This is a genomic window from Mesorhizobium sp. M0983, from assembly GCF_040318975.1.
Lineage (GTDB): Bacteria > Pseudomonadota > Alphaproteobacteria > Rhizobiales > Rhizobiaceae > Mesorhizobium.
The window spans coordinates 250,566-273,974 of sequence record NZ_JAMYNH010000005.1; the positions used below are offsets into that span (position 1 = coordinate 250,566).

The 23,409-nt window shown below is 60.4% G+C and carries 21 protein-coding genes, 3 pseudogenes and 1 riboswitch; of the genes and pseudogenes, 11 read left to right on the plus strand and 13 right to left on the minus strand.

What is annotated here, in order from left to right; genetic code table 11:
- Window positions 1–671: 671 nt before the first annotated feature.
- Window positions 672–1,949 (plus strand): tyrosine-type recombinase/integrase, encoded by a 1,278-nt coding sequence (locus NKH71_RS12525; RefSeq protein WP_352515843.1) that lies wholly within the window; start codon window positions 672–674, stop codon window positions 1,947–1,949.
- A gap of 228 nt (window positions 1,950–2,177) precedes the next feature.
- Here NKH71_RS12525 and NKH71_RS12530 read toward each other — a convergent pair.
- From NKH71_RS12530 to NKH71_RS12565, 8 genes and pseudogenes are all read right to left on the minus strand, one after another.
- Window positions 2,178–2,321: pseudogene (locus NKH71_RS12530) on the minus strand (ribosome small subunit-dependent GTPase A); the annotation flags it as partial.
- The gene (locus NKH71_RS12535) at window positions 2,317–3,078 is read right to left on the minus strand and encodes a hydroxymethylpyrimidine/phosphomethylpyrimidine kinase (protein ID WP_023717062.1); all 762 of its coding nucleotides are present in this window, start codon (window positions 3,076–3,078) and stop codon (window positions 2,317–2,319) included. The gene NKH71_RS12535 and the pseudogene NKH71_RS12530, both read right to left, overlap by 5 nt.
- The gene (locus NKH71_RS12540; protein ID WP_023717063.1) at window positions 3,069–3,674 is read right to left on the minus strand and encodes a thiamine phosphate synthase; all 606 of its coding nucleotides are present in this window, start codon (window positions 3,672–3,674) and stop codon (window positions 3,069–3,071) included. Before NKH71_RS12540 ends, NKH71_RS12535 begins: the two co-directional genes overlap by 10 nt.
- Window positions 3,671–4,444, minus strand: a complete 774-nt coding sequence (locus NKH71_RS12545; RefSeq protein ID WP_352494344.1) for a thiazole synthase — start codon at window positions 4,442–4,444, stop codon at window positions 3,671–3,673. Before NKH71_RS12545 ends, NKH71_RS12540 begins: the two co-directional genes overlap by 4 nt.
- Before the next feature lie 3 nt (window positions 4,445–4,447).
- A pseudogene (gene thiS / locus NKH71_RS12550) lies at window positions 4,448–4,644 on the minus strand (sulfur carrier protein ThiS).
- Window positions 4,613–5,614 (minus strand): glycine oxidase ThiO, encoded by a 1,002-nt coding sequence (gene thiO, locus NKH71_RS12555; protein WP_023717066.1) that lies wholly within the window; start codon window positions 5,612–5,614, stop codon window positions 4,613–4,615. The pseudogene thiS and the gene thiO overlap by 32 nt, the downstream one beginning before the upstream one ends.
- Window positions 5,611–7,446, minus strand: coding sequence for a phosphomethylpyrimidine synthase ThiC (gene thiC, locus NKH71_RS12560; protein WP_352895049.1), 1,836 nt, complete (start codon window positions 7,444–7,446; stop codon window positions 5,611–5,613). Before thiC ends, thiO begins: the two co-directional genes overlap by 4 nt.
- Before the next feature lie 103 nt (window positions 7,447–7,549).
- Window positions 7,550–7,666, minus strand: a riboswitch (TPP riboswitch).
- A 182-nt stretch (window positions 7,667–7,848) separates the two neighbouring features.
- Complete coding sequence (locus NKH71_RS12565; RefSeq protein ID WP_023717068.1) at window positions 7,849–9,393, minus strand: Fic family protein; 1,545 nt, start codon at window positions 9,391–9,393, stop codon at window positions 7,849–7,851.
- Between the two features lie 1,146 nt (window positions 9,394–10,539).
- On the opposite strand from NKH71_RS12565, the gene NKH71_RS12570 reads away from it, so the two are divergent.
- From NKH71_RS12570 to NKH71_RS12585, 4 genes are all read left to right on the plus strand, one after another.
- A complete protein-coding gene (locus tag NKH71_RS12570; protein ID WP_051409569.1) occupies window positions 10,540–10,995 on the plus strand; it encodes a YybH family protein in 456 nt (151 codons plus the stop codon).
- A 518-nt stretch (window positions 10,996–11,513) separates the two neighbouring features.
- The gene (locus NKH71_RS12575; RefSeq protein ID WP_352895050.1) at window positions 11,514–13,511 is read left to right on the plus strand and encodes a conjugal transfer protein TraG; all 1,998 of its coding nucleotides are present in this window, start codon (window positions 11,514–11,516) and stop codon (window positions 13,509–13,511) included.
- 4 nt (window positions 13,512–13,515) lie between these two features.
- Complete coding sequence (locus tag NKH71_RS12580) at window positions 13,516–13,950, plus strand: CopG family transcriptional regulator (RefSeq protein ID WP_352494341.1); 435 nt, start codon at window positions 13,516–13,518, stop codon at window positions 13,948–13,950.
- 382 nt (window positions 13,951–14,332) lie between these two features.
- Window positions 14,333–14,509 carry a hypothetical protein gene (locus NKH71_RS12585; RefSeq protein ID WP_352479403.1) on the plus strand — a complete coding sequence of 59 codons (177 nt, stop codon included), beginning with the start codon at window positions 14,333–14,335 and terminating at the stop codon, window positions 14,507–14,509.
- Window positions 14,510–15,168: 659 nt separating this feature from the next.
- Here the strand turns inward: NKH71_RS12585 and NKH71_RS12590 are convergent.
- Both NKH71_RS12590 and NKH71_RS12595 read right to left on the minus strand, forming a co-directional pair.
- Window positions 15,169–15,474 (minus strand): hypothetical protein, encoded by a 306-nt coding sequence (locus NKH71_RS12590; protein ID WP_352494340.1) that lies wholly within the window; start codon window positions 15,472–15,474, stop codon window positions 15,169–15,171.
- 638 nt (window positions 15,475–16,112) lie between these two features.
- Window positions 16,113–16,979 (minus strand): annotated as a pseudogene (locus NKH71_RS12595) (hypothetical protein); the annotation flags it as partial.
- 876 nt (window positions 16,980–17,855) lie between these two features.
- Here NKH71_RS12595 and NKH71_RS12600 point away from each other — a divergent pair.
- Both NKH71_RS12600 and NKH71_RS12605 read left to right on the plus strand, forming a co-directional pair.
- Window positions 17,856–18,056 carry a DUF2905 domain-containing protein gene (locus tag NKH71_RS12600; protein ID WP_352589125.1) on the plus strand — a complete coding sequence of 67 codons (201 nt, stop codon included), beginning with the start codon at window positions 17,856–17,858 and terminating at the stop codon, window positions 18,054–18,056.
- A 409-nt stretch (window positions 18,057–18,465) separates the two neighbouring features.
- The gene (locus NKH71_RS12605; RefSeq protein WP_352589128.1) at window positions 18,466–18,591 is read left to right on the plus strand and encodes a hypothetical protein; all 126 of its coding nucleotides are present in this window, start codon (window positions 18,466–18,468) and stop codon (window positions 18,589–18,591) included.
- A gap of 238 nt (window positions 18,592–18,829) precedes the next feature.
- Here NKH71_RS12605 and NKH71_RS12610 read toward each other — a convergent pair whose 3' ends face one another.
- Window positions 18,830–19,090, minus strand: a complete 261-nt coding sequence (locus tag NKH71_RS12610) for a DUF3072 domain-containing protein (RefSeq protein ID WP_352846195.1) — start codon at window positions 19,088–19,090, stop codon at window positions 18,830–18,832.
- 268 nt (window positions 19,091–19,358) lie between these two features.
- On the opposite strand from NKH71_RS12610, the gene NKH71_RS12615 reads away from it, so the two are divergent.
- On the plus strand, window positions 19,359–20,399 hold the full coding sequence (locus NKH71_RS12615; RefSeq protein ID WP_352895051.1) for a GSU2403 family nucleotidyltransferase fold protein: 1,041 nt from the start codon (window positions 19,359–19,361) through the stop codon (window positions 20,397–20,399).
- Window positions 20,400–20,626: 227 nt separating this feature from the next.
- Here NKH71_RS12615 and NKH71_RS12620 read toward each other — a convergent pair whose 3' ends face one another.
- The gene (locus NKH71_RS12620) at window positions 20,627–21,013 is read right to left on the minus strand and encodes a type II toxin-antitoxin system VapC family toxin (protein ID WP_352589137.1); all 387 of its coding nucleotides are present in this window, start codon (window positions 21,011–21,013) and stop codon (window positions 20,627–20,629) included.
- Entirely contained in the window at window positions 21,013–21,270 is a 258-nt protein-coding gene (locus NKH71_RS12625) for a type II toxin-antitoxin system VapB family antitoxin (RefSeq protein ID WP_352814174.1), read from the minus strand. Before NKH71_RS12625 ends, NKH71_RS12620 begins: the two co-directional genes overlap by 1 nt.
- Before the next feature lie 520 nt (window positions 21,271–21,790).
- Here NKH71_RS12625 and trbB point away from each other — a divergent pair.
- The 3 genes from trbB to NKH71_RS12640 all read left to right on the plus strand — a co-directional run bounded on the left by trbB (window position 21,791) and on the right by NKH71_RS12640 (window position 23,408).
- Window positions 21,791–22,807: a P-type conjugative transfer ATPase TrbB gene (trbB, locus tag NKH71_RS12630; RefSeq protein ID WP_352589139.1), complete on the plus strand. Its 1,017-nt coding sequence runs from the start codon at window positions 21,791–21,793 to the stop codon at window positions 22,805–22,807.
- Window positions 22,808–22,881: 74 nt separating this feature from the next.
- Window positions 22,882–23,145, plus strand: a complete 264-nt coding sequence (locus NKH71_RS12635; RefSeq protein WP_254818676.1) for a TrbC/VirB2 family type IV secretion system protein — start codon at window positions 22,882–22,884, stop codon at window positions 23,143–23,145.
- Window positions 23,145–23,408, plus strand: a complete 264-nt coding sequence (locus NKH71_RS12640; protein ID WP_352589142.1) for a VirB3 family type IV secretion system protein — start codon at window positions 23,145–23,147, stop codon at window positions 23,406–23,408. Before NKH71_RS12635 ends, NKH71_RS12640 begins: the two co-directional genes overlap by 1 nt.
- Window position 23,409 lies beyond the last annotated feature (1 nt).

The following is a 23,409-nucleotide window of genomic DNA, read 5'->3' on the forward strand; positions in this document are numbered from 1 at the left end:
AACCCGTCAGTGCGCCAAGCGCGGCCCTCCAACTTTATGAACTCAAATGAAGATTTCGGTTGCCGACCAACTCCGAGGTGGAAGACACCATTCGAAACCGCAGCGTGAGGCGATCAGCAGAACCCACTAAGCCGGGCGCACGGGAGTAGGCCCAAGCGACCCGGCAGTGAGTCCATGAAAACGGAAGCCGCACAGACAGCCGAAGCCAGTCAGGAGCGGTTCCACCGGCCACGGAAGTGGGGAGCCAGCCGAAAGGCTCGTGGAGTGCGCGTCAGCGCAACCGTTCCGATTAGCAGGTCAAAGGAGCATCTTTGCCGCAGGCGCTCCAGTCGGCGCTTTTCGCAGCCGTATATTCAGAGAAAAGATCGTGCGGCAGGGCATCCGGAATGGCGAGACAGAAAAGTGTGCTCAATGCGAACCGCGATCCGTCTGTTTCCGAGCGAAACTATCGGACCATAGAGATTGGCTGAGGGCTCCGTTTTGAAAATCCCCGACCAATTCGACGAGACCACGCCCCTGCGCGTCGCGATTGCAGCACGAATTGCCTTTCCCGATGGCTCGATGTGCGCAGCAGGCCTACGCAAGGAACGTGACGCCGGCCGACTTGAAACCGAGCTAATCGCAGGAAAGGAGTACGTCACCTTGCTGGCGATCACCAGAATGAGGGAACTATGCCGCGGGCGTCGAAAGGGCCACGCCTCGTCTGGCGCGGCGAAAGCTGGAAAAAGGACGGAACACTCCGAAACAAAGCTGGATGGTTTATCCGCGATCGAACAACGTTCATCAGCGCTGGCAGCGGCGAAAAGGGCCATCCAGGACCTGAAGCTGAAAAGGCGCTCGCGGTCTACATCGCCAGCAAGTACCACCGAGCGCGCGGTGCCGAAGATGTCTTGATAGCCGATGTCGTCAGCGTCTACCTGAGAGAGGTTGCACCGAAGCATGCCGCGCCGGAAGAGACGGCGGCTCGGCTGGACAACATCCTCGATTTCTTCGGTGAAAAGACCCTCGCCGCTATTAACGGCAAACTCTGCCGCGACTACGCCGCGTCCTGTCCCACAGAAGCCGTTGCGCGCCGCCAACTCGAGGATTTTCGTGCAGCCATCAACTACTATCGCAGGGAAGGTTACACGACTGCCGCACCGACGATTGTCCTGCCCGACAAGGCTGGTGCACGCGAGCGCTGGTTGACGCGCAGTGAAGCGGCCGCTCTCATCTGGGCAGCTTGGCGTATGAAGCAGAAATGGAAGGGCCAGGAGAGCGGCCGGCGTACCGGACGACACCTCGCCCGCTTCATGCTTGTCGCGCTTTATACAGGAACACGCTCTGCCGCAGTCTGCGGCGCCGCCGTCCGTCCAACCAAAGGGCGTGGTTATGTGGACCTTGACCGCGGCATCTTTTACCGCCGTGCCGATGGCGCAAAGAAGACCAAAAAACGCCAGCCGCCCGTGCGCCTGCCGGACCGGCTATTGGCTCACCTCCGCCGCTGGGCGTGCACGGATCTCGATATCAGAACCAAGGCGCGCGGCAAAAGCGCAAATATCGGCCGAAAAATATCGCAAGATTTTGTCGTGGAATGGAATGGAAAGCCGGTGGTGTCGGTAAAGAAGAGCTTCAGGAGAGCTCGCGAGGCAGCCGGCCTCGGTCCCGACGTCACTTCGCACACGCTTCGCCACACCGCTGCGACCTGGCTGATGCGGGCCGGCGCCGACATGTGGCAGGCGGCGGGCTTTCTGGGCATCACCGTGGATGTCCTGATCGATACTTATGGCCACCATCATCCCGACTTCCAGGCAGACGCCGCCGAGAAGATCGCCAAGAAGCAGGTCGCCGCCGAGGCGACGAAATCGGTCTCAGGACAGATGACAATGAAACATGAACTCGGCAGGGGGGGCCCTATGTTTCCCACCCAAAGCTCGAAAGGAAACGCGATCATTGCGAAGCAAGCGTGACGATCGGGCCCAAAAAGCTGCGGCTTTGCTGGTAGCGCACATCGTTCGGGACGATGGGGTCGCAGGTTCACGCTGCCACCCGCACCACTTTCTCTAATTTGGGTTGGGCGGTCACGCCGTTCGAATCCACTCCGACTCCCCGGACTGAACGAAACTGCGAACTACGAGCTGCCGATCCCCTCGAAACAAGAGGACCAGCTCTCCTCCTTCATGAATGATCGCTGCGACCGCGGCCGAATTGCTTCCACGAGGTCCGGTTCGAACCGCCGTGTTGTTGCGATTTTCGTCTAAGAGTTTGCGCCAGCGAGCAAGACGCTCAGGATCCAGCATACTAGCGGCCAAAGCTGCTTGTACCGCATAGCCGGGTTCATTCTGCTCCATTCCTCTGAAACGTGGCGAAGACAACCCGCTTGCTTTCGCGCACGCAGTCTTCAAGCGGCTTCGCCTTCGCCAGATGCGCCGCAATCGCGCTGGCCAGTATGCAACCTGTTCCGCGCATTGATGTGGCAAGGCGCGGTGTATCGACGTGGATGGGTTCATGATCGGAGCGTAATAAAATATCGGTCGATCGGAGTCCCGAGGCATGCCCACCCTTGATCAGCAGGGCCTGAGGGCCGGCGGCCAACAGTCTTTGTCCTTGTCGGAGCGCATCGTCCTCATCCACTGCCAGTTCGGAGCCAATAAGGTGCGCCAGTTCGGGAAGGTTGGGCGTGACAAGGCAGCAAAGCGGCATCAGATCGCGCTTCATGACAGCGATAGCGGCTGCCTGTAAGAGCGCCCGGCCTGAGGTGGAGGCCAGCACTGGATCGAGTACTGCCGGCACCTGTCGATTTTCGCGCAGTACGGCGGCAACCGCAGCGATGGTCTCGGCTGTTCCGAGCATGCCGATCTTGATTGCCGCCACTTCGTTGGCCTGCAGCGCGGCGCGCATCTGATCAGCCACCAGGCTTGGTGGCGAATGAAGGATTTCCAGTACGGCGTCGTGCGTTTGCACTGTGAGCGCGGTGACAGCGAGGCAGGTGCGCACGCCAATGGAAGAGATCGTCTCGATATCGCGTGCAATTCCAGCCCCACCGCTGGAGTCTGATCCGCCGACCACGAGCACATGCGGTTCTCGCCTCAGCGCCATGGCTTTGTCTTTTCGATCCATTCTCGCGTGCGCGCTTCGGGATCGGCATTCAAGGTGATGTCGGTGACCACCGCGGCGCTGTCCGCACCAGCCTCGAAGACACCGTCGAGCCGGTCGGGGTTGAGGCCGCCGATGGAGACCAATGGGATCGGCGCCACCCGATGCTTCCACTCGCTGATCCGCTCGAGCCCTTGCGGCGCCCATTTCATCTGCTTCAGGACGGTGGGATAGATGGGGCCGAGCGCGATATAGTCGGGCTCGGCAGCGATGGCCGTTTCCAGTTCGAGATGATCGTGCGTGCTGAGCCCAAGCTTCAATCCGGGGTACTTAATCGCCAGCAGGTCGGCCGCAGCCAAATCCTCTTGGCCGAGATGGACGAAGTCGCAGCCTTCCTCAATGGCGAGCCGCCAATGGTCGTTGACGATCAGTTGGCAACCATGGACCGCGCAGACGCCGTTCGCGCGGCGGATTTCCGTCCGCAACGTGGCCTCGTCCCTATCCTTGATGCGCAACTGAACCAGCTTGACGCCAAGCGGCACCAGCCGTTCGATCCAGGCGGCGCTGTCGACGATCAGGTAGAAGGGGTCGAGCTTCATGAAAAAACTGCCCTGCCAATTGTCGGCGTCGACGGCACGGCGACGTCCTGCGGTTCGAGCATTCCCGAGTTGAAAGCTTCACGACCGGCCTCGACCGCCTTGCCGAACGCACGCGCCATGCCGACCGGATCGGCCGCCTTGGCGACTGCGGTGTTCAGGAGTACGGCGTCAAAGCCGAGCTCCATGACGGTTGCCGCGTGCGACGGCCGTCCGAGCCCCGCATCCACGATCAGCGGAACGCCTGGGAAATGTGCGCGCATCGAGCGCAGCGCCGGAATGTTGATCGGCCCGAGGGCGGAACCGATCGGTGCACACCACGGCATCAGAACCTGGCAGCCCGCCTCCAGCAGTCGCTCGGCGACGACAAGATCGTCGGTGGTATAGGGGAATACATCAAAACCGTCCTCGCACAGGATGCGGGCGGCCTCGACCAGCCCGAACACGTCCGGCTGCAGCGTGTCGTGGTTGCCGATCACTTCGAGCTTGATCCAGTTGGTGCCGAAAACTTCGCGCGCCATCTTCGCGGTCGTGACCGCTTCCTTGACGGAGTGGCAGCCGGCAGTGTTGGGCAGGATTCTGACGCCGAGCGAGCGGATCAACGACCAGAATTGTTCGCCGGCCCTGCCGCCTGCCATCTCACGGCGTAACGAGACGGTTACCGCCGAAGCGCCCGACGCCTTGACGGCCTCGGCAAGGATGGCCGGCGATGGATATTGAGCGGTGCCGAGAAGCAGGCGGGAGGCAAGCGACGTTCCGAGAAGATCGAACATGGCCTAGCCTCCCTGCATCGGTGAGAGGATTTCGATCCGGTCGCCGTCGCTCAACCGGAATTCCGCCCGGTTGGCTTTGTGCACGAGTTCGCTGTTGACGGCCGTTGCCAGCCAATCGCCTTCAAGTCGAGCGCCGCAAGCAGCTCGGCCAGCGTGGTGGCTGCAACCTCATGCACTTTGCCGTTGACCGTCAGTTTCATGAGCAAGCTCCTTCGTTCCGTCTTGATGGAAGACCAGGTCGGCCGCCTGGCGCGCCATGGCAGGGGCGAGAAGAAAGCCATGGCGATAAAGCCCGTTGACTGCGACGGTGCTTCCATGTGCCTCGACACGCGGCAGATTGTCGGGAAAAGCAGGACGGACGCCGACACCGGTTTCAACGATCCCGGCCTCGCCGAATGCCGGATGGAGGGCATAGGCGGCACCCAGAAGCTCCATCATCGAACGCACCGTGGCCGGCTCGGCGGACCCGCTCTCGATCATGGTCGCACCGACCATGAAACACTGGCCGGTGCGCGGCACCACATAGAGCGGAAAGCGCGGATGAAGCAGCCGGACCGGGCGCGACAGCGAGATGTCGGGCGTGCGCAGGATCAGCATTTCGCCGCGAACGCCACGTAGCCGGTCATCGATGGCTGCCATTCCCGTGCAGTCGATCTGATGATCGAAACCAAAAACATGCCAGACCTCGGTGCCGAAGTGAAACTCGACACCCATGGCTGCGAGCTTGTCATGAAGCGCTGCCATCGCCTGACGCGGGTCGAGATGCGCCTCGTCGGAGAAGAGCAATCCGCGCCGGAAGCGGCCGGCGAGGTCGGGCTCCAGGAGCGCAATTTCGTCTTCATCGACACGCCGATGGCCCGAGGTGCGGCTGGCGAAGCGGTCGATCTCGCCCGCATCGCGCGGCGCGGCCACGACCAGCGTTCCGGCCCGCGTCACCTGGCCGGGGGTTGCGGCATCCCACCAGTCGGCGGCACCGCGCCCGAGATCCAGCACCGGCTGCTCGGCGCTTTCGCGCTCGCACCATGGCGCCAACATGCCGCCGGCGAACCACGACGCATTGCCCCCAAGGCCAGGCCTTGTCTCGGCAACGGAAACCGCCGCGCCGCGTGCGGCGAGCTCGAAGGCGGCGGTGAGGCCGGCAACGCCGGCCCCTTTGACCAGCACCTTCATGATGGCTCACGTGGCTGAGGTATGAGCGGTGCGCCGGTCTCGTCCGCCGGCAGGTAGAGATCGCCGCCCTCGCGGTATTTCGCCGCCATCGCCGCCATGCCCTCCTTCTGCGCTTCGGTGCGGATGTCGTGGGAAATTCGCATCGAGCAGAATTTCGGCCCGCACATCGAGCAGAAATGCGCCAGCTTGTGCGCCTCCTTGGGCAAGGTCTGATCGTGGAAGGACCGCGCGGTTTCGGGATCGAGCGACAGGTTGAACTGGTCCTCCCAGCGGAATTCGAAGCGCGCGCGGGAAAGGGCATCATCCCTGACTTTCGCCGCCGGATGACCTTTTGCCAGGTCGGCGGCATGGGCGGCTATCTTGTAGGTGATCACGCCGATCTTGACGTCGTTGCGATCGGGAAGGCCGAGATGCTCCTTGGGCGTGACGTAGCAGAGCATGGCGGTGCCGAACCAACCGATCATCGCCGCGCCGATGCCGGAGGTGATGTGGTCGTAGCCCGGCGCGATGTCGGTCGTCAGCGGCCCAAGCGTATAGAACGGCGCCTCGCCGCAGACGGCGAGCTGCTTGTCCATGTTCTGTTTGATCTTGTGCATCGGCACGTGGCCGGGGCCTTCGATCATTACCTGGCAATCCTTCGCCCAGGCGATCTGTGTCAGCTCGCCGAGCGTCTCCAGCTCGGCGAATTGTGCTGCGTCATTGGCGTCGGCGATCGAGCCAGGACGAAGGCCGTCGCCCAGCGAAAAGGACACGTCATAGGCGCGGCAAATGTCGCAGATCTCGGCGAAATGTTCGTAGAGGAAGCTTTCCCGGTGATGATGCAGGCACCATTTGGCCATGATCGAGCCACCGCGCGAGACGATGCCAGTGACCCGGTCAACGGTCAGCGGGATGTAGTGCAGCCGCACGCCCGCATGGATGGTGAAATAGTCGACGCCCTGTTCGGCCTGTTCGATCAGCATGTCGCGGTAGACCTCCCAGGTCAGGTCCTCGGCGATGCCGCCGACCTTTTCGAGCGCCTGATAGAGCGGCACCGTGCCGATCGGAACCGGCGCGTTGCGGACGATCCAGTCGCGGATGTTGTGGATGTTGCGGCCGGTCGACAGGTCCATCACCGTGTCTGCGCCCCAGCGGATCGCCCACACCATTTTTTCGACCTCTTCAGCCATCGACGATGTGACGGCGGAGTTGCCGATGTTGGCGTTGATCTTGACCAGGAAATTGCGACCGATGATCATCGGCTCGCTCTCGGGATGGTTGATGTTGGCGGGAATGATTGCGCGTCCGCGCGCCACCTCATCACGCACGAAATCCGGCGTGACGAAATCGGGCAGTGTCGCGCCGAAAGCCTCGCCGTCGCGCTCAAGCTTGCCGTGCAGGATCTCGCGACCAAGGTTCTCGCGGATGGCGGCGAACTCCATTTCGGGTGTGATGATGCCGGCGCGCGCATAGGCAAGCTGCGTCACCGCCTTGCCTGCTTTGGCTCTGAGCGGTTGATGGCGAATGGGAAATTCCGGCGTCAGGCGTTCGCCCGTCGCGAATCCGTTGTCCTCCGGCCGGACATGGCGGCCGTCATAGGCCTCGACATCGCCGCGCGCCGTAATCCATTCGTGGCGAAGCCGTGCAAGGCCATTTTCGATGCTGGTTTCGACAGTCGGGTCTGTATAGGGGCCGGACGGATCGTAGACGGTGACGGGCGGTTCGCCGGCCGTCGGATGGACGGAGATTTCGCGCATCGGCACCCTGATCTGCGGGTGGATGGCACCGGGCTTGTGGATTTTTCGTGAGGCGGGCAGCGGTCCCGTCGAGACGGCGGGGGTGAGGGCATTCATCTTGAGGCTCCTTTGCTCGTTGCATTGGAGACCCAGTTCTGTGCCGGGAGGATGAAAAGACGCTTCTGTCGACCTGCCGAAACAGGACCTCGGGCGTAAACTCCCGCAAGCGCTTGCACCGTCCCTACGCCAGTATGAACTGGATCAGGTTCAACGGGTCACTGCGCCGCGAATGCCAGCAGTATCTCAGCCCCTTGCCGGGACTCCCCTGGTGAATGCGTGAGGTTGGACGGGACGGCTCCGGTTTGTCAAGCGCGTTCTGGCCGCGGCTGATCGGCGGCCGGTCAGACCGTGCGGAAAAAATCGTGCATGTCTCGGCGACAAGTCAAGCCTCGGAGATGAAGGCAGGGACAAGGGAATTACAAACCGTCGGACTAAAAATCGATCCTGATGATCACACCTTCAATGGGCACCAAAGGTTTGCGCGTAGATCGCCTCGATTCTTCCTGCCTCGTCACTGGTCAGCGTGGCGAATTCCTTTTCGCGCGCGCGGTTCGATAGATGTCCATCATTCTGGTGAAGAAAACGGAAGAGCAGATCGGTCAACCGCTCGGGCATGTCAATAAAGGCGTCCACCTGCTGCCGGAACTGATCGTAGCGCTGCAGAAATGCGGTTTCCTCGGGAAGGTCCCGTTCGATCGTCCGCTGAACGCAGGCATAGAGGAATTCGGCGTGCGGGGTTGCATCGAAGAACCGGTAGAAATCACCGGTGTCATTCAGCACCCGGACGTTGAATTGCGGCGTCGGTTCCCATTCCACCAATGGCAGAAGGCGCTGCGAATAGCTCTCGAGCACGCCCCTGTACTCGTTGATCTGGTCCAGGATCGCGGCCGAGACGGGAAAGACCACTCCCGGCGGATTGAAGCCGCGCATGGCAAGGACGTGGTGGATTAGGTAGCGGTGAATGCGGCCGTTTCCGTCCTCGAACGGGTGAATGTAGACAAAGCCGAAGGCGAGGATTGCGGCGGCTACGACTGCATCAAGGTTTTGCGCGGGGCCCTGATCGAACGCCGCCATTCCATCGATTAGCCGCGGCAGGTCCTCGGGCCGAGCGCTGATGTGATCGGGCAAGGGCGTGCCGTTGTCTCGGTCATGCTCACCGACGAAACCTCCTTCTTTTCGGAAGCCAAGTCTTGCGAAACGGGCGTCGCCAAGTACAATTCTTTGCAGACGCAGCAGCTCATCGCGATCGATCGGCCAGCGGCCGGCTTCGCCGATGGCGCGGCCCCAGCGCTGGATGCGATCTTGCGGCGGGCGCTCGCCCTCGATCGCATAGCTTGATCGCGAGTCTTTGAGCAAAAGAAAGGCGGCGGTCCGAGCAAGAAGGTCGCGCGGCACGTCCGCTACGATTGCCTCCGCGCGCCGCGGTAGTTCAAGGCCGATGAATTTTTCGAGAATCTTGGTGCGGAACACCAGAGGGCAGAACTCACGCGTGCCGGGGAGATTGTCCCTTACGCGGTAGCGCGAAGCGGTCTTGTCGGGTCCGGGCCACTGCAGCTCGGGATCGACAACCGGAATGTATCGTCCGGCCGCCGCGTCCGGCAGATCGATACGGGCGCCCCTCAGCCATTCATATAAAAACCAGATGCGGCGGGCATAACTGCCGGTCGGGCTTTCACGGACCAGCGCCTCGATCGGCGCGGGACCGGTCACTTGGAACAGCCGCTTGAGGACGGCAAGGTCCAGTCCCTCGTACTTGAGCGCAAAGGTCAGGTGGCCTTCGAGGGTAGGATTTGGGGCGTGGCGGGGGGTCATGATCCGCCAGCCATCCCGTTCGGTAATGCGATGATGCTCGCCCGTGGCGAACAACCTACGGGGCAAGGGCACGGCGAGCCTGTAGGCTCCGACCAGGGCGCTGTACCCGGCCGGGGTCGCCGTTTCAGGAAGGCGGATTTCCTGAAAAACGGTAACAGGACCTGAAAATTGGTGCTCTTGCACCGGAGGCATGAAAAGCGAATCCTTTCATCGAATTTTGGTTCAGCTGGGCCAACACCTGTGAAAAATGATCCTATTCCATGAAAATTGATGCCACAAGACAAATTTTCCGAAAACCGATTCTAAACGGTGCTGGAGTCATCAAGCAAGAACTCCGCCACCGGCTCAAGGAAGCGACTTCATGACAAAAAGGTGAGTCCAGGAACCGCCATTCGCCCGTCTCTTAGTCACGAGGCCGGCACGGATGGCCCGCCTTACGTCGAGCCGGATTGCTCGAGGAGAACCGCGCCGTTCGGGGCTCACTCATAGAGCGCTCCGGCGCGCGATCCCGATTTGATAGCCGCGATCACGCTCGCGACTGATCTTGGTGACGTGGCGGCGTCGGAGTAGAAAACTGATGCAGGATCTCGGTGGCGTCGTGTGTGTGTGTGTGACCTGAAGTGAGTTCTCTGCGGTATGGGGGACGGCACGCAGCGCGCGCGTCTTCTCGGCAAACAGATCGACGAAGCGGCACCGAAGGGAAGTTCCTGGCATTCATTCTCGCCATCGCTGCCCCAATTTGCCGACCGGACTGCCGATCGATCTCGCCCAATACTTTGCGCGCGCAAGGGCCGAAGTTGAACTGGGTGGCACCTGCTCATTCGGGAGCTAACTCATGCTTGGCGCGCTAGCCCGAGAGAGCTGTGCCTGATCGAATGCGTGAAATCGTAGCTCGGGTGGAGAGGCTGACACGGTCATCTGTCACCCGCCTTCGGGCTGTAACGGAAAGCGCGACATCGTCTCCAATGCTCGTTCCCCACGTCGAGGGCCCAGCGGCTTGGCTGCGGGGGGACTGTCAGCTAGTGGCCGCTGGGCCTTGACGACCAGCGAGCGTAAGAGGAGGCCCTGCGCTGGCTGACGAAAACTTGCGAGCAAAGCCACGGAAAAGCATCATTCGAACGAACTCTTTCGTCGAGACGAGGAGGCAGTGAGGCGGTAGCCGCCGCTTTGAAGCTCTCCGGCAGCTGCTACGCTGGTCGTTCAGAGGGTCGCAGCTGCGCTTGCGCCGTCATATCAGATAAGTCTAATATAATCCGCGCCTAGCCATCGAACGCCGCGGCGCCCTCGGGTCGGCGCTATTCATCGGGTGGGCATGTCGGGTACGCAAGGGAGGACGAAATGAGACTGGTTCAGTCATTTGCATTTGCTGCTGTGCTGCTTCTTTCGTCTGCATTGTCTGCGGCCGCCCACTCGGCTCGTGAGGACATCGAAGCGGCGTTGGTAAAATTCATGGACGCCTTCAACAGCGGAAACGCAGCAGCGGTAGGTCAAATGTATACCGACGATGCCGCTCTGCTGCCACCCGACGGCAAACGCGTCGATGACCGCAAGGGCGTGGAAGAATTCTGGCAGGGCGCAATCAAGGCCGGGATGAAGAATCTCACCCTGAAGGCGCTGGAAGTGGAAGGGAGCGGGAATCTCGCCTACGAAGTTGGCGCATTTACGCTCAGTGTGCCGAGCAAAGGCGGTGCCCCTTCCACCGTTGCGGGCAAGTACATTGTCGTTTGGAAAAAAGGGGGCGACGGGACATGGCGCCTGCATCGGGACATCTGGAACTTAGGTGCGGCCCAATAGATTCCGCGATCCGTGAGGCCGGCGCGGCTTGCAACAGTTCCAACGAAAGTCCATGGCAATAGTTGATGTGACTGAATTGATTAACAAAATTGAACAGACTTGATGGGTCTGCTCATCGAGTCGGCTCTGGATCTATCGCGCTACCGATCAGGGAGGCGGTAAGATTCGAGCTCAGCAGAACGGCTGACCACCACTTGCCGGGACTAGAGTGTTCTCCGGCTCGGCGCGCCGCTGAGGACTCTTGTTCATTTGGTCATGCGCAATCCGTGGTTCTCCAAGAACCCGTCCATCTCGTCAAATGCCATCTGAGCCGAGACAACTAACTATCATTGGGCAAGTAGCGGCTCAACGGCTCCAGAAGAAAGCAGCCCCCCTATGCTCGTTCAACATTCGAGATCGCATCGGGCAAGTCTTTCCACGTGCGGGTACGCCATGCTGCTTCGACCGCCCCTTTTTTCTTGCGGATTTAGGAATTCGAGCTTTTCGGTTGTTCCGATCATCCATTTGGGAAACGACCGATGCCGGCAAGCAAGGTTTTATGGGGCCAGATACTCACCGCCTTTCTGATCGTCGTCGCGACAACATGGGGAGCAACACAGTGGACGGCAGGGCGGCTCGACTTTCAAAGCCAACTCGGTCCGCCGTGGTTCGAATTGGCTGGACACCCCGTTTATCCGCCGCCAGCCTTTTTCTGGTGGTGGTTTTTCTACGACGCCTACGCGCCGAACGTCTTCCTGGAGGGCGCGGCGATTGCGGCGAGCGGAAGCCTCATGGCTATCGTCGCAGCGATCGGGACGTCGCTGTGGCGGGCGCGCGAGGGAAAGGATACCACGACTTACGGCTCGGCGCGCTGGGCGACGCGAGACGAAATCAAGGCCGCTGGGATGATCGGTCAGGATGGGGTGATCCTGGGTATGTTGGGCCGACACTATCTACGCCACGACGGTCCGGAACACGTGCTATGTTTCGCACCGACCCGAAGCGGCAAAGGCGTCGGCCTGGTCGTGCCGTCACTACTGACCTGGCCGGGTTCGGCAATCGTCCACGACATCAAAGGCGAAAACTGGGAACTGACGGCCGGATGGCGGGCCCGTTTCGGCCAGGTGCTTCTGTTCGACCCGACCAATGCTGGATCCGCAGCCTACAATCCTCTGCTGGAGGTGCGACGGGGCGAGTGGGAAGTTCGAGATGTGCAGAACGTGGCGGATGTCCTGGTCGACCCAGAAGGCACATTGGAACGCCGCAACCACTGGGAGAAGACCAGCCATGCGTTGCTGGTCGGCGCAATACTGCACGTGCTCTATGCGGAGAAAGACAAGACCCTCGCAGGCGTGGCGAACTTCCTTTCTGATCCAGAGCGGCCAATCGAGGCAACGCTGCGCGCCATGATGCTGACGCGGCATTTGGGTGATGCAGGCGCGCATCCCGTCGTGGCGTCGGCTGCTCGGGAACTGCTTAACAAGTCCGAGAACGAGCGTTCCGGCGTGCTCTCGACGGCCATGAGTTTTCTGGGCCTCTACCGCGATCCAGTTGTGGCCAAGGTGACGTCATACTGTGACTGGCGGATCGCAGACCTTGTCGAGGAGGCACGGCCGACGACGCTCTATCTGGTCGTGCCGCCATCGGACATCAGTCGCACAAAGCCGCTGATGCGACTCGTGCTTAACCAGATCGGCCGCAGGCTCGCCGAAAATCTTCACGCGAAGGATCACCGGCAGCGTCTTTTGATGCTGCTGGACGAGTTTCCCGCGCTCGGCAGGCTCGATTTCTTCGAAAGCGCGCTGGCCTTCATGGCCGGGTATGGCATCAAGTCGTTCCTGATTGCACAATCGCTCAATCAGATCGAGAAGGCCTACGGACCGAACAATTCCATCCTCGACAATTGTCATGTGCGGGTGAGCTTCGCCACGAATGACGAGAGGACGGCCAAGCGCGTCTCAGACTCTCTGGGGACCGCGACCGAGTTGCGCGCCATGAAAAACTATGCGGGGCACAGATTGTCGCCCTGGCTCGGGCATCTGATGGTCTCGCGGCAGGAAACGGCGCGTGCACTGATGACGCCGGGCGAGATCATGCAGCTGCCCCCGACCGAGGCGATCATTATGATCTCGGGCCAGTTCCCAATCCGTGCGACGAAGGCACGCTACTTTGCCGACCCGCGTCTTGCCGAGCGTGTCTTGCCGCCGCCAAGGACCGGAGGGACAATGCAGAACGCTCGCTCTGAGGACTGGACCGACACGACACTTCTTGCTGAGCCGGAAGGCAAATCTCGCAAGCTGAGGCTTGCCAGGGATCAGCAGGACGAGGATCCGGCCAATGGCGGCATTCGCCGCCAGCCCGAGCTTCCCGAACACGAAGACATCGCGCCGGAACGAACGCCACGCTGCGACGATGAGTTCGACCTCGACAGGGACGAGCCCGATGATGACGCCGTTCGTCGCCGCAGTGTCGATCAAGCCATGAGACGCGCAGCTCGTCAGGCCGCCCTTGACCCCAATGATGGCATTGAGCTTTGAGCGCATGAAGAACGCCAAGAAAAGACGTCTGTCTGCCTATCTCGACCCTGACGTAATGAGGGCACTGGCAGATTACGCTGGGCGGCGCGAGGTCTCGCTGTCACTGGTCGCCGAGGCTGCGCTCGCGTCGTTCCTGTCGCCGGACGCCGAAGAACGAAAGCAAGCGGCGATCACTCGCCGCCTCGACCAGATCGATCGACGCGTGCAGCGGGTCGAGCGTGACGTCGGAATTGCTATTGAGACGCTAGCATTGTTCGTCCGGTTTTGGCTCAACTCGACTCCAGCCTTGCCGGAATCGGCGCAAGCGGAGGCGCGTGCCAAGGGCTTGCAGCGCTACGACAATTTCGTCGATGCGCTCGGTCGCCGGCTCAGCAAAGGACCAAGGCTCAGGCAGGAGATAGCCGACGATGTTCCGCCAGCGCCGCCGGCAACTGGATGAGCTGCCGGCAAGACAGGCGCTTCAAAAGCCCAACCCCGGTGCCCGATTGCGGAGCTATTTTGCGCAGCTGATACCCATCAGATCACCTTTCATCGGAGCGGCGGACCTCGGCATTCGTCTCCACAGTCGATCTCGGCTAGCAGTGTGCCTTGCCGGATTGGAGTTCTTTCGACCGCGCATGCTTGGTTGAATTCGAGCCTCGCCGCCCCGAGGAACAGGTTCTTGCCCGCGCCGTACCAAAGATTGATAATCACTTTGAAACTGCCCGGTGGCACGGTATCGCTGCCGAACCGGACATCAGGTCTTTCCTTGGCGCAATAACTTTGAAACAAATCCTGCTGGCAGGCGTTCCAGCATAGCGGGCGGGTTTCCGGAGGACCCAATGCCCGACGAATACAATGACATCGTCATCCCCCAAGACCACGACGCATTGCCACTTCGGGAGGAGGAGTATTTCGTCGTCTGCCCGGCGTGCGGCCAGGCATTCGACATCAGGTGTATGGCAGAGGCGCTTCATCACAACGAGCTGGGCCATCAGCCCTACGACCTCGACTCGTAGTCGCCGGCGTTGCCGTCGGGTCACCTTACAACGAATCCCTGTCGCGAGGGCGTAGCTTTGCCGGCACGCTGTGTCGTGACAGACACCTTGCAGGCTTTCAGCGACGACTTGATTGCCGTTGCGGTTGTTGTCGATGTGGCCGTGACTGTCACCGACCGGTTGTTAACCCAGGGGAGGGCGCTTACTCCACCGCAACCATGTCGTCCAGTTCCGTCGCGACGCACCGAAGCAGACTTTTTGCGGGCATCGGTGGCGGGACGAACATGTGATCTCCATAATGGATACGAGCCGGCGCCCATCGCGTCTGACCGGCGACCAAGCGCTCGCTGCAGAGAAAAGTTCCCGTCGAGCGGGATGCCGCGTTGCCTTCACACGGGATGTGCTGGTCGTCTCCTTCCACAGCGCACACGTGCCACGCGTCCTGGACGGGCGCGCCGCCTGTTGCCGAGAGCGACGATCGCGAATGCGACGATCTGACTTGCTTCACCGGTAATCCGAAAGCGCCAGGAACGCGCTACGCTGGGCGCCTGCCCTAGCGTCGAGCTCCCATTTATCCGTTCGTCCGCTCCATATCCGACTGGACAGCGCGGCACCCTTGGGCTGTTCAAAGGCGCTTGCATCTTCCCCGCGCCGACACCGGCTGTTGTCTCGCCGGAGCGTTAACCCGTTGAAGCCCGGCGGGGCTTTCTCAGCCTAGTGATCGCCGACTTGTCGACAGTAATCACCCCGCCGCAGTCAATGCGCACAGTGAGTTTGTTCCCTCCGCAATCGATGCGGGTGACGTCCCCAACAAGAACCACTCGGTCGCCGGCCCGGACTTTCGGTGGCGGATCAATCGTATAAGGATGGTCATACGAAGGAATGCTCACCCTGGCGCGCCCGCTGGGGAGAATCGCGATGACGATACCTGCTAGCGCAACCTCATCGCCGACCTCAAATTCACCAGGCATGTTAACGTGCAGCATGGTGTTCCTCCCGATGCTTTCCTAATTCACGCTTTGCTAAATTAATGCCCGGCCAACCAGGTTGGTTGCTTGCAATCGGCTTCGTACGGTTCCGCACAATTCCAAGCTGGGGTATGCACTCCCAGTTGGCCTCGGATCGGCCTTTGTGTGCGTCAAATTCTGCAGAAATGGTTTAACATTTCAGCGATGACCTTGGCGCGCTTGCCCAACCACGTGTTAGCGGAGCGACGGACTTCCTCTCGGTCCGGCGATGGCCATAAAGGGTGCGTGGAGCGGAGGAACGCCGACGCCGGAAACAGGTATCGCGTGCTGTTCCCAAAGTGACGGCTCCCTCGGAGCGGAAGTTGAACACAGGCCCGCCGTTAGGTCCGGCTTCCAAACGTCATAGAAGCCGCTCGACGGCTTTACCTGCCACGCTGGTTATTGGAGCCGAATAGTCAATGCGGGTGTCGTGCGCCTAAGCGCAAGTCAAATTCGTTTTCAGGCTCGGGATATTCAAGGCCAGCGGCGCTATCATCCGGTAATATTCAGCCAGGCCATATGTTGTTCGCTATCGTTGCACATGGGAGGCTCCGATCGGGGGACATTTCAATCACAATGGCAACCGGACAGACGCTGGAAGCGCCGGGCCTGAAAGGCTAGAACGATGACACAAGCTTTGCCCTTCTTCGCGCCAGTCTTCGAGCTTTTTGGCGAGCGATCCTGAGCTCGGGCAGCGTTGGCTGCCACCAGCCTCGTTGCCGTTCCGCTAACTCGGCAGCACGCCGAGCGGGCCATGTTCTAATCAATTCAGCCAACGTCGCCGGACGCCATCTGCCCCAGACATGGTCGACGTCCGCCTCGATCAAATGCGGATAGAACGCTGCTAATTCCGAGGCGTCTACGAGTTCACCCGAAATGTCGGTGAAGACGACGATGCCGTATTGCTCCGTCGCCACGGTAAGGCCAAGCCGGGGTAAATCGTCAGCAGGCAATGGATAGCGACGTCGCCTGCGTTCGGCATACCGCAATCTAGCGGCTTTATATTCCTCGGAGTCTTTGGACGCTTCCCGTCGCCGTTTCCTCTCGTCCGGTTCTGCGCGGCCTGCGGCCCTTTCGATGCTTGGCCAATGGCGCCTCAACTCCTCGTATGAGCGGAAAGGCACCCTCCAGGCCCGCAGTTCGTCGTCCCAGCTCGCCCATGGAACGGCTCGCAGTTTCTCGAGAACCGTCCGCGAATATGGCGTGCGGATGCGCAGGTCGTCCGCGACTTCCAGATACCGGCTCGACAGGGGATCGAAGGCGAAGGCATCCCGTCCCTTGCTGTCATCATATGCTACTCGTAGATCCGCCTCTTGCGCCATCCAGCGCTGGACGCGCCGCGCGGCAGTCTTTCCCGGCACGAACCAGCTTCTGCGCTCGTCACTCCACCTGGCGCGCGGGAATGCCTGTCGAAACCGCTCAACCGCCGCGCGATCGTACGGAAAGCGCGCTTCGGCACCAGGAGCTGGCTGCGGTGCACCAGGGGCGTCGGGATTTTTTCATCAGATTGCAAAGCACAGCACTGCTCTCAAACAACGCGGTGCAGCTCATTTGGGTCCAAGAACACCAGAACGTACGGTCAGAGCCGCAAGGGGAAGCCAATGAGGCGATCGGTGAAACTGCTCAACGCGCCCGGCGTGGCGAAACCTTCGCCGCGCCGGATCGTTATTCTGCTCCAGGAGAGGTCCACTCATGCCCAGACGAGATGCAGAAAACCCAACGGCCAGACGGCCAACTAGCCCTCGTTCGCGTCCCCTGAAAGGCGAGGAGACGGAAGTGAACCACATCGTCGAAACGCAAAGTGTGTCGCCAGCCCAAGCGCGAGAGCTTGTGCGGCGCCACGGAAACGATTGGCGTAAGATCGATGAAGCCGCCAAGTCTTATAAGGACGACAGCTAAGCACTTCAGGCCGGGCGGGGAAAGGGGGCATTGTCACGGCAATCCGCGGGTGCGATGGAGCGGATCGGCTTGAGGTGAGAATGACCACCGTCGCAACCTTCAACGTAAAGGGCGTCGTCAACTGCCCAATGACTGCATACGAATTGTTTGCCTCCATGAATTAAAGACGCCGGACGAGAAGTTCCTTTGGGTGCCCGCAACGATACCAGGTATCCTCGGCGGCGATCAACGAGGAGAACGGCATTCGGACGGATTGGTGATAAGGCATCGACGACTCTGAGCATTTGGGACACCGTAGGCCCTGACCAGGACGAATTGCTTCGCGCAGTCGGCGATGCTGACTACGAGACAGCGAAGATAGACAGGAAGAACCAAGAGAAATTGAGGCGCAACGACAGCAAAACAGCAATGAGAATGAGCCCAGCCAAGGGCAGCCACCATAGTCCCGGTCGGATGCCGCCATGTCCAGAACTCTGATCGTCGTTGGTTTGATCATAGTTGCCATAGGCCTATTGTGGCCTTGGGTGTCTCGGATCGGTCTGGGCAGATTGCCCGGTGACATCGTGATCCAACGTGAGAACTTCACGTTTTATGTTCCGATCGGCACCGGGATTCTGATCAGCATCGTGCTTTCGTTTGTTCTGTGGCTACTCAACCGATAGCGAGGACGGCGAGCCCGCGTCGCCGGAGGATAAGAACGACGCGGGCCGATCGGAGATATCCGATCTGGCAGCAAAAATATGAGGGAAAGAGTTGCTGCGTGGGCAGAACTTTCCCTGCGCGCCGGTGTTCCATCGCGTGAGTAAAAAAGCCCGCCGCACAGGTTGGTGCGGCGGGGGCGATCAAGCGCTGTTGCACCGGGCGGGGGCTCGGGGTCGGCATGCCCTGTGCGCGTGGATCACAGGGACTTTAGATGCATCAGCTGCAATGCGTCCACCAACCGACGGTTGGACAACACGAGGCTTGATTCCGAGAGCTTTCTCTCAGTGCCGAAGGGGCAAGATAGTTGCAGGAACTCAGTCTTCGCGCGGCACGTTGCTAAGTCGTTGACCTTCGCAAAGGATGCATGCAATGGCGAAAGACATATCTCGCGAGGAAGAGCAACGCGGCACCGAAAAAGTTCTCTTCTGGGGCGCTGCAATCGCCCTTGTCCTTTTTGTGTCTCTGCAGACCATCGCCATCATCGGGACGTCCTGATCTGTTTCGACAGCAGGATTGGACCAGCGGGCGCGAGGTCTTGGTGAGCTTAGGGCGGATGCCGGGCTGGACCCTAAAAGCCGCTCCCATCCGCCGTCTGTCGTCTCGATCGCGAGTGTAGCGGCAATGCGCTGAATCAGAAAAATTAAATAGCACGGGTCACAACCTGCAGCAAAACTGTCCAAATTCGACCCGCTCGAGCTGTCCTTCGCTGGATACGAAAGCCCACGAGCGGACGCTACAGGCCTAACTTCTCCCGGAGTACATCAATGCGTTTAGAAGCTTCCGCCTTGCTGAGGCCGTCAGCATAGGCGTCAGGGTCGTCGGCCTGTTCGGCCAGAGTTTTCAAATAGGAGGCTTGTGCGGGAGTCATTGGGTCATCTCCGCTGACCCAATCTTCCGGGTTCTTTTCGACATTTGCCGATGTCTCGATTTTTGGGTTGTGCCGGTCGGCCATGATCAATCTCCCTTGATGATCACCACAATGAGAAATGATCATGATTTGTTCCGCCACTTTGGTAGGCTTTCTCACACCGTTTGCACTGGCCCGGTCTGCGGATCGAATGGAACCAGCGAAGGCCGTGTCCGAGCGGCGCTTTTGCTTCGACTGCGTTGCCGTAGAAAAGCTGCTCTGTCGTCATATTTTTTAATTAATACAGCTACTTCAACAGTCGCAATGGAATCACGTGAGAGCTGTTGCAACTGGCCGCTCCGCCGCCTATTGTGTATTGCAACAGCTCGGAGCTAAATGCAGGGTAACTGTTGAATTGGCTGATTTTGTTGAATTAAATAACGATCAGCGTCGGGAAAAAGTCAATTCCGACCAACGCTTCATTGCGCTCAAGGAGGCCCAAAGGAAGGCGAAGAGCTTTCGGGGATCCCTCGTCTGGCACACCGTGAGCGGCATTGACCACTTGATGCGAAGCTACTACGACGCCGCTGGCGTGCGACACCAAAAGGCAGAGGGTCGGCGCTCGCCGGCGAGCGAAGCTGTCAAGGCGGATTGGGAAACAGCTCGCGCGTCCGCCCAAGAAACGCTCTCTGCGCGACAGGAGCAGATGCAGCGCCAATCTGCTGTCAATCGCGCGCTCCGACTTGGACGTGTTCCCCTGATCGCCGCAAGAATTATCAGGGCAATAGATAACGCCGGTCTTCTCGGGGAAGGCATTCGTATTGCCGGCACGAATGCGATCTACGCCTATGAGGCGGCGGCCGGAGTGTTCGTGGATCCCGGAATCACATCGACCCAAGATATCGATCTCCTCATGGACTCGCGCCAGTCCCTCCGGATCATGTCTGGCGCCAACGTCGAACATGGAGCGCTCATCAACCTTTTGCGCAAGGTCGATCGGTCTTTCGAGCGTTCATCCGCCACGTTCCGCGCGGTGAACCGCGACGGATACCTCGTGGATCTGATCAAACCGCTTGCAAACCCGGCGTGGAAGCCGAGCCGGGAAACTGTCGGGAAGGCCGACGACGAATTGGTGCCCGCCGAGATCGCCGGCCTGGCATGGTTGGAAAATGCCCCTGCTTTCGAAGCAATCGCCATCGATGAAAAAGGCGGACCGTTGCGGCTCGTGGTTCCCGATCCGCGTATTTTTGCCGCTCACAAATTCTGGGTCTCAAAACGAGCTGATCGCGAGCCAATCAAGCGCCGTCGCGACCTGGCCCAAGCGCAAGTGGTTGCCTGGCTGACGACGCAATATCTCGAGCATCTCCCCTACAAAGCAAGCGAGCTTCGGGTCCTACCAAGGGCCGTTTTCGACGAAGCCCATCATTTATTCGCGCGACCAGCGTCGCGGCCGTGAATGTCTGAGCTACATGTTGGCCGGCTGGATTGGCCCTCAACTTCCAACCGATCGAAGACGCGGCCCAGCAGCGCCAGATCGAAGGGACGAAAGACGCCAGCTTGCTCTGCTTTGGGACCAATTGGCATGACGCCCCTTGATGCAGGCCCAGCCGACAGAATCGAAACTGATTGGGCGCTATTACAGGGTTCAAGCTGGAGACAGCCGATGATCTTAGAGTCTCGTGCTCATGCCGGTTCGATATCCGTTTGGGAGAAGTCTTTGCCGATGAAAAGCAGCGGTTCGTCTGCACGCTTTGCCAACGCATAGGAGAGGCAATCGGCAAAATTCAGTGCCGCCGGGTGGTGGCCCTTGCCGTAGGTCAGCCAACCCTGGGTCGCCAGATCAACCAATTCGGAGTCGACAGGAATGATGTCGGCCTCGATTTTGCGCAGCCAAAGATCGATCTCGGCCAACGCGTGTTCGCCGCGCCTGCTGACCAGCACCATGCGTGCCTCGAGCACGCAGGTTGCCGGGACCAGACGGATTGGGTCGGAGACCAGCGCTCGTTCCAGCCTTGCTGCCTCAGGCTCGCTCCGAAGGATCGCTACAACAGCTGAGGTATCGATCACCATCAGTTAGGAATTCCATGCTCGTCATACCCGATGATCTCCTCGTCGCTGCGATTATCCAGTTCAGGCAATCGTGCCACTCTTTCTCGGATGGCGCGCAATTCTGCCACCAGACGCTCCTGAGCGGTCTCTCCAAAGCCCAAGCGATGCAAGCGCTCGCTAAGGGCCTGGTGAATGGCTGCTGTCTTAGTGATACCCTGGCGGCGTGCGAGTTCATCGGCGAGAGCAACGGTGGCCGGATTTTTGATGTTCAGGGACACGAGAAACTCCAAAAATCTACCTTTCTGACAATTTCTACCATAGTTCTCTAGGCTCTTCAACATACCTGCTAGCCTCGCCTACAGCCGCGCCGCGCCGGGGGCCGACCTCTGTGTGGACGTGGCTCGTCGCGCCAACCGGCTGCTCGCGGCGGCGCCGAACTTCGCGGCAGGGACGCCGACGAGATGGTGGCGCTGCTGATGGAAGACATCACCCCTTGAAGTGTCGGGCGGTCGATGACACTGGTCGGTGGGTCTCGATCGGCGAAAGCGATCCTTGTTGGTCGATGCCAGCAGCAGATATGCCTTCTCGTAGATATAGCCGCCTGTTCTTTTTGAGCGGCGATGGCCAGTCGGGCACCGGGTTGCTGAGCTATCGCGGTCGCGGCACCGCATTTCGCAAGTCTCTGCACGTCATCGCACGATCGCCGGCTTTGCTTGTTGCAAGGCCGACGCTCCTGCCTTTTCTAATGATCCCCGACCGCGGCACGAAACAGTTCGTGGCGAGAAACGGGGACCCCGCATGGCGACCAACCATCATGCCAGCAAGAGAGTGGTGTCGCGCGGCGCGCGCATGCTCCGCACCGCTCTCGGCCCGGCCATAGCAGCCTTCCTTGACGATCCAGCCATTGTCGAGGTGATGCTGAATCCCGACGGTCGCCTGTGGGTTGATCGTCTCAGCGAAGGACTCGTTGCAAGCAATGAAATCCTGATCGCGGCCGACGGCGAACGGATCGTCAGGCTGGTGGCGCACCATGTCGGTGCGGAGGTGCATTCGGGCTCGCCGCGCGTTTCGGCTGAACTGCCTGGAACCGGCGACCGGTTCGAGGGTCTGTTGCCGCCTGTTGTCGCGGCACCAACATTCGCCATCCGCAAGCCGGCAGTCGCGGTGTTCACGCTTCAAGACTATGTCGCCGCCGGCATCATGACCGAAGGCCAGGCTGACGTCCTGCAGCTTGCCGTGGAGACACGGAAGAACGTGCTGGTGGCCGGCGGCACATCGACGGGCAAGACCACGCTGGTCAACGCGCTTTTGGCGGAGCTGGCCAAATCCGCCGACCGCGTCGTGCTGATCGAGGATACGCGCGAGTTGCAGTGTGCTGCGCCCAATCTTGTGGCGCTGCGCACCAAGGATGGTGTCGCCTCGCTTTCCGATCTGGTGAAGTCGTCGTTGCGACTTCGGCCCGATCGCATTCCGATCGGCGAGGTACGCGGCGCGGAAGCGCTCGATCTGTTGAAGGCCTGGGGCACCGGCCATCCCGGCGGCATCGGCACCATTCACGCCAATTCTGCCATTGGCGCACTGCGCCGACTGGAGCAGCTCGTGCAGGAGGCCGTCGTTACGGTTCCGCGCGCACTGATTGGCGAAACCATAGATCTCATCGCGGTTCTCGCTGGCCGCGGCTCAGCGCGCCGGCTCGTCGAGATCGCCTTGGTCGACGGGCTCGATCCGGCCACCGGCGACTATCGCACCCTGGAAGCAAATCTCGAGACCACAACGACCTTGAATCACCACTCGCCCTATGGAGCTTCAGAATGACCCAGATCCGCTTCAATTCATCGGCTTTCCGCAAGCCTGTCGTGGAGCTGTCGTATGCGGCGACCGCTGCGATCATGATGATTGCACCCGCCCATGCTGCCGGTTCTTCCATGCCCTGGGAGGAGCCGCTTCAGCAAATCCTCGAATCGATCGAGGGACCAGTCGCCAAGATCGTGGCGGTGATCATCATCATCATCACCGGCCTTTCGCTCGCCTTCGGCGACACCTCAGGCGGATTTCGCCGGCTGATCCAGATCGTCTTCGGGCTGTCGATCGCTTTCGCGGCAAGTTCGTTCTTCCTGTCCTTTTTCTCCTTCGGCGGCGGAGCGCTGATCTGATGGATGAGGAGATCCGTGGGTTTTTCGCGCCGGTTCATCGCGCACTCACCGAACCGATCCTGCTCGGCGGCGCGCCGCGTGCAGTCGCGATTGCCAACGGCACGCTGGCCGGCGCGGTCGGATTGGGACTTCGTTTGTGGATCGCGGGGCTCATCATCTGGGCGGTCGGGCATGTTGTGGCCGTCTGGGCGGCAAAGCGCGATGCGCAATTCATCGATGTGGTTCGCCGGCACCTTCGCTATCCCACGCATTTCGGATGTTGAG

Coding starts and splice junctions, on each gene's coding strand:
- NKH71_RS12585 (WP_352479403.1), top strand. CDS start 14,333: ATGCCCGACGAATACAATGACATCGTCATCCCCCAAGACCACGACGCA.
- NKH71_RS12610 (WP_352846195.1), bottom strand. CDS start 19,090: ATGATCATTTCTCATTGTGGTGATCATCAAGGGAGATTGATCATGGCC.
- thiO (WP_023717066.1), bottom strand. CDS start 5,614: ATGAAGGTGCTGGTCAAAGGGGCCGGCGTTGCCGGCCTCACCGCCGCC.
- NKH71_RS12605 (WP_352589128.1), top strand. CDS start 18,466: ATGGCGAAAGACATATCTCGCGAGGAAGAGCAACGCGGCACCGAAAAA.
- NKH71_RS12540 (WP_023717063.1), bottom strand. CDS start 3,674: ATGAAGCTCGACCCCTTCTACCTGATCGTCGACAGCGCCGCCTGGATC.
- NKH71_RS12525 (WP_352515843.1), top strand. CDS start 672: ATGCCGCGGGCGTCGAAAGGGCCACGCCTCGTCTGGCGCGGCGAAAGC.
- trbB (WP_352589139.1), top strand. CDS start 21,791: ATGGCGACCAACCATCATGCCAGCAAGAGAGTGGTGTCGCGCGGCGCG.
- NKH71_RS12545 (WP_352494344.1), bottom strand. CDS start 4,444: ATGTTCGATCTTCTCGGAACGTCGCTTGCCTCCCGCCTGCTTCTCGGC.
- NKH71_RS12535 (WP_023717062.1), bottom strand. CDS start 3,078: ATGGCGCTGAGGCGAGAACCGCATGTGCTCGTGGTCGGCGGATCAGAC.
- NKH71_RS12640 (WP_352589142.1), top strand. CDS start 23,145: ATGGATGAGGAGATCCGTGGGTTTTTCGCGCCGGTTCATCGCGCACTC.
- NKH71_RS12620 (WP_352589137.1), bottom strand. CDS start 21,013: ATGGTGATCGATACCTCAGCTGTTGTAGCGATCCTTCGGAGCGAGCCT.
- NKH71_RS12565 (WP_023717068.1), bottom strand. CDS start 9,393: ATGCCTCCGGTGCAAGAGCACCAATTTTCAGGTCCTGTTACCGTTTTT.
- NKH71_RS12635 (WP_254818676.1), top strand. CDS start 22,882: ATGATGATTGCACCCGCCCATGCTGCCGGTTCTTCCATGCCCTGGGAG.
- NKH71_RS12575 (WP_352895050.1), top strand. CDS start 11,514: ATGCCGGCAAGCAAGGTTTTATGGGGCCAGATACTCACCGCCTTTCTG.
- NKH71_RS12570 (WP_051409569.1), top strand. CDS start 10,540: ATGAGACTGGTTCAGTCATTTGCATTTGCTGCTGTGCTGCTTCTTTCG.
- NKH71_RS12590 (WP_352494340.1), bottom strand. CDS start 15,474: ATGCTGCACGTTAACATGCCTGGTGAATTTGAGGTCGGCGATGAGGTT.
- thiC (WP_352895049.1), bottom strand. CDS start 7,446: ATGAATGCCCTCACCCCCGCCGTCTCGACGGGACCGCTGCCCGCCTCA.
- NKH71_RS12580 (WP_352494341.1), top strand. CDS start 13,516: ATGAAGAACGCCAAGAAAAGACGTCTGTCTGCCTATCTCGACCCTGAC.
- NKH71_RS12600 (WP_352589125.1), top strand. CDS start 17,856: ATGTCCAGAACTCTGATCGTCGTTGGTTTGATCATAGTTGCCATAGGC.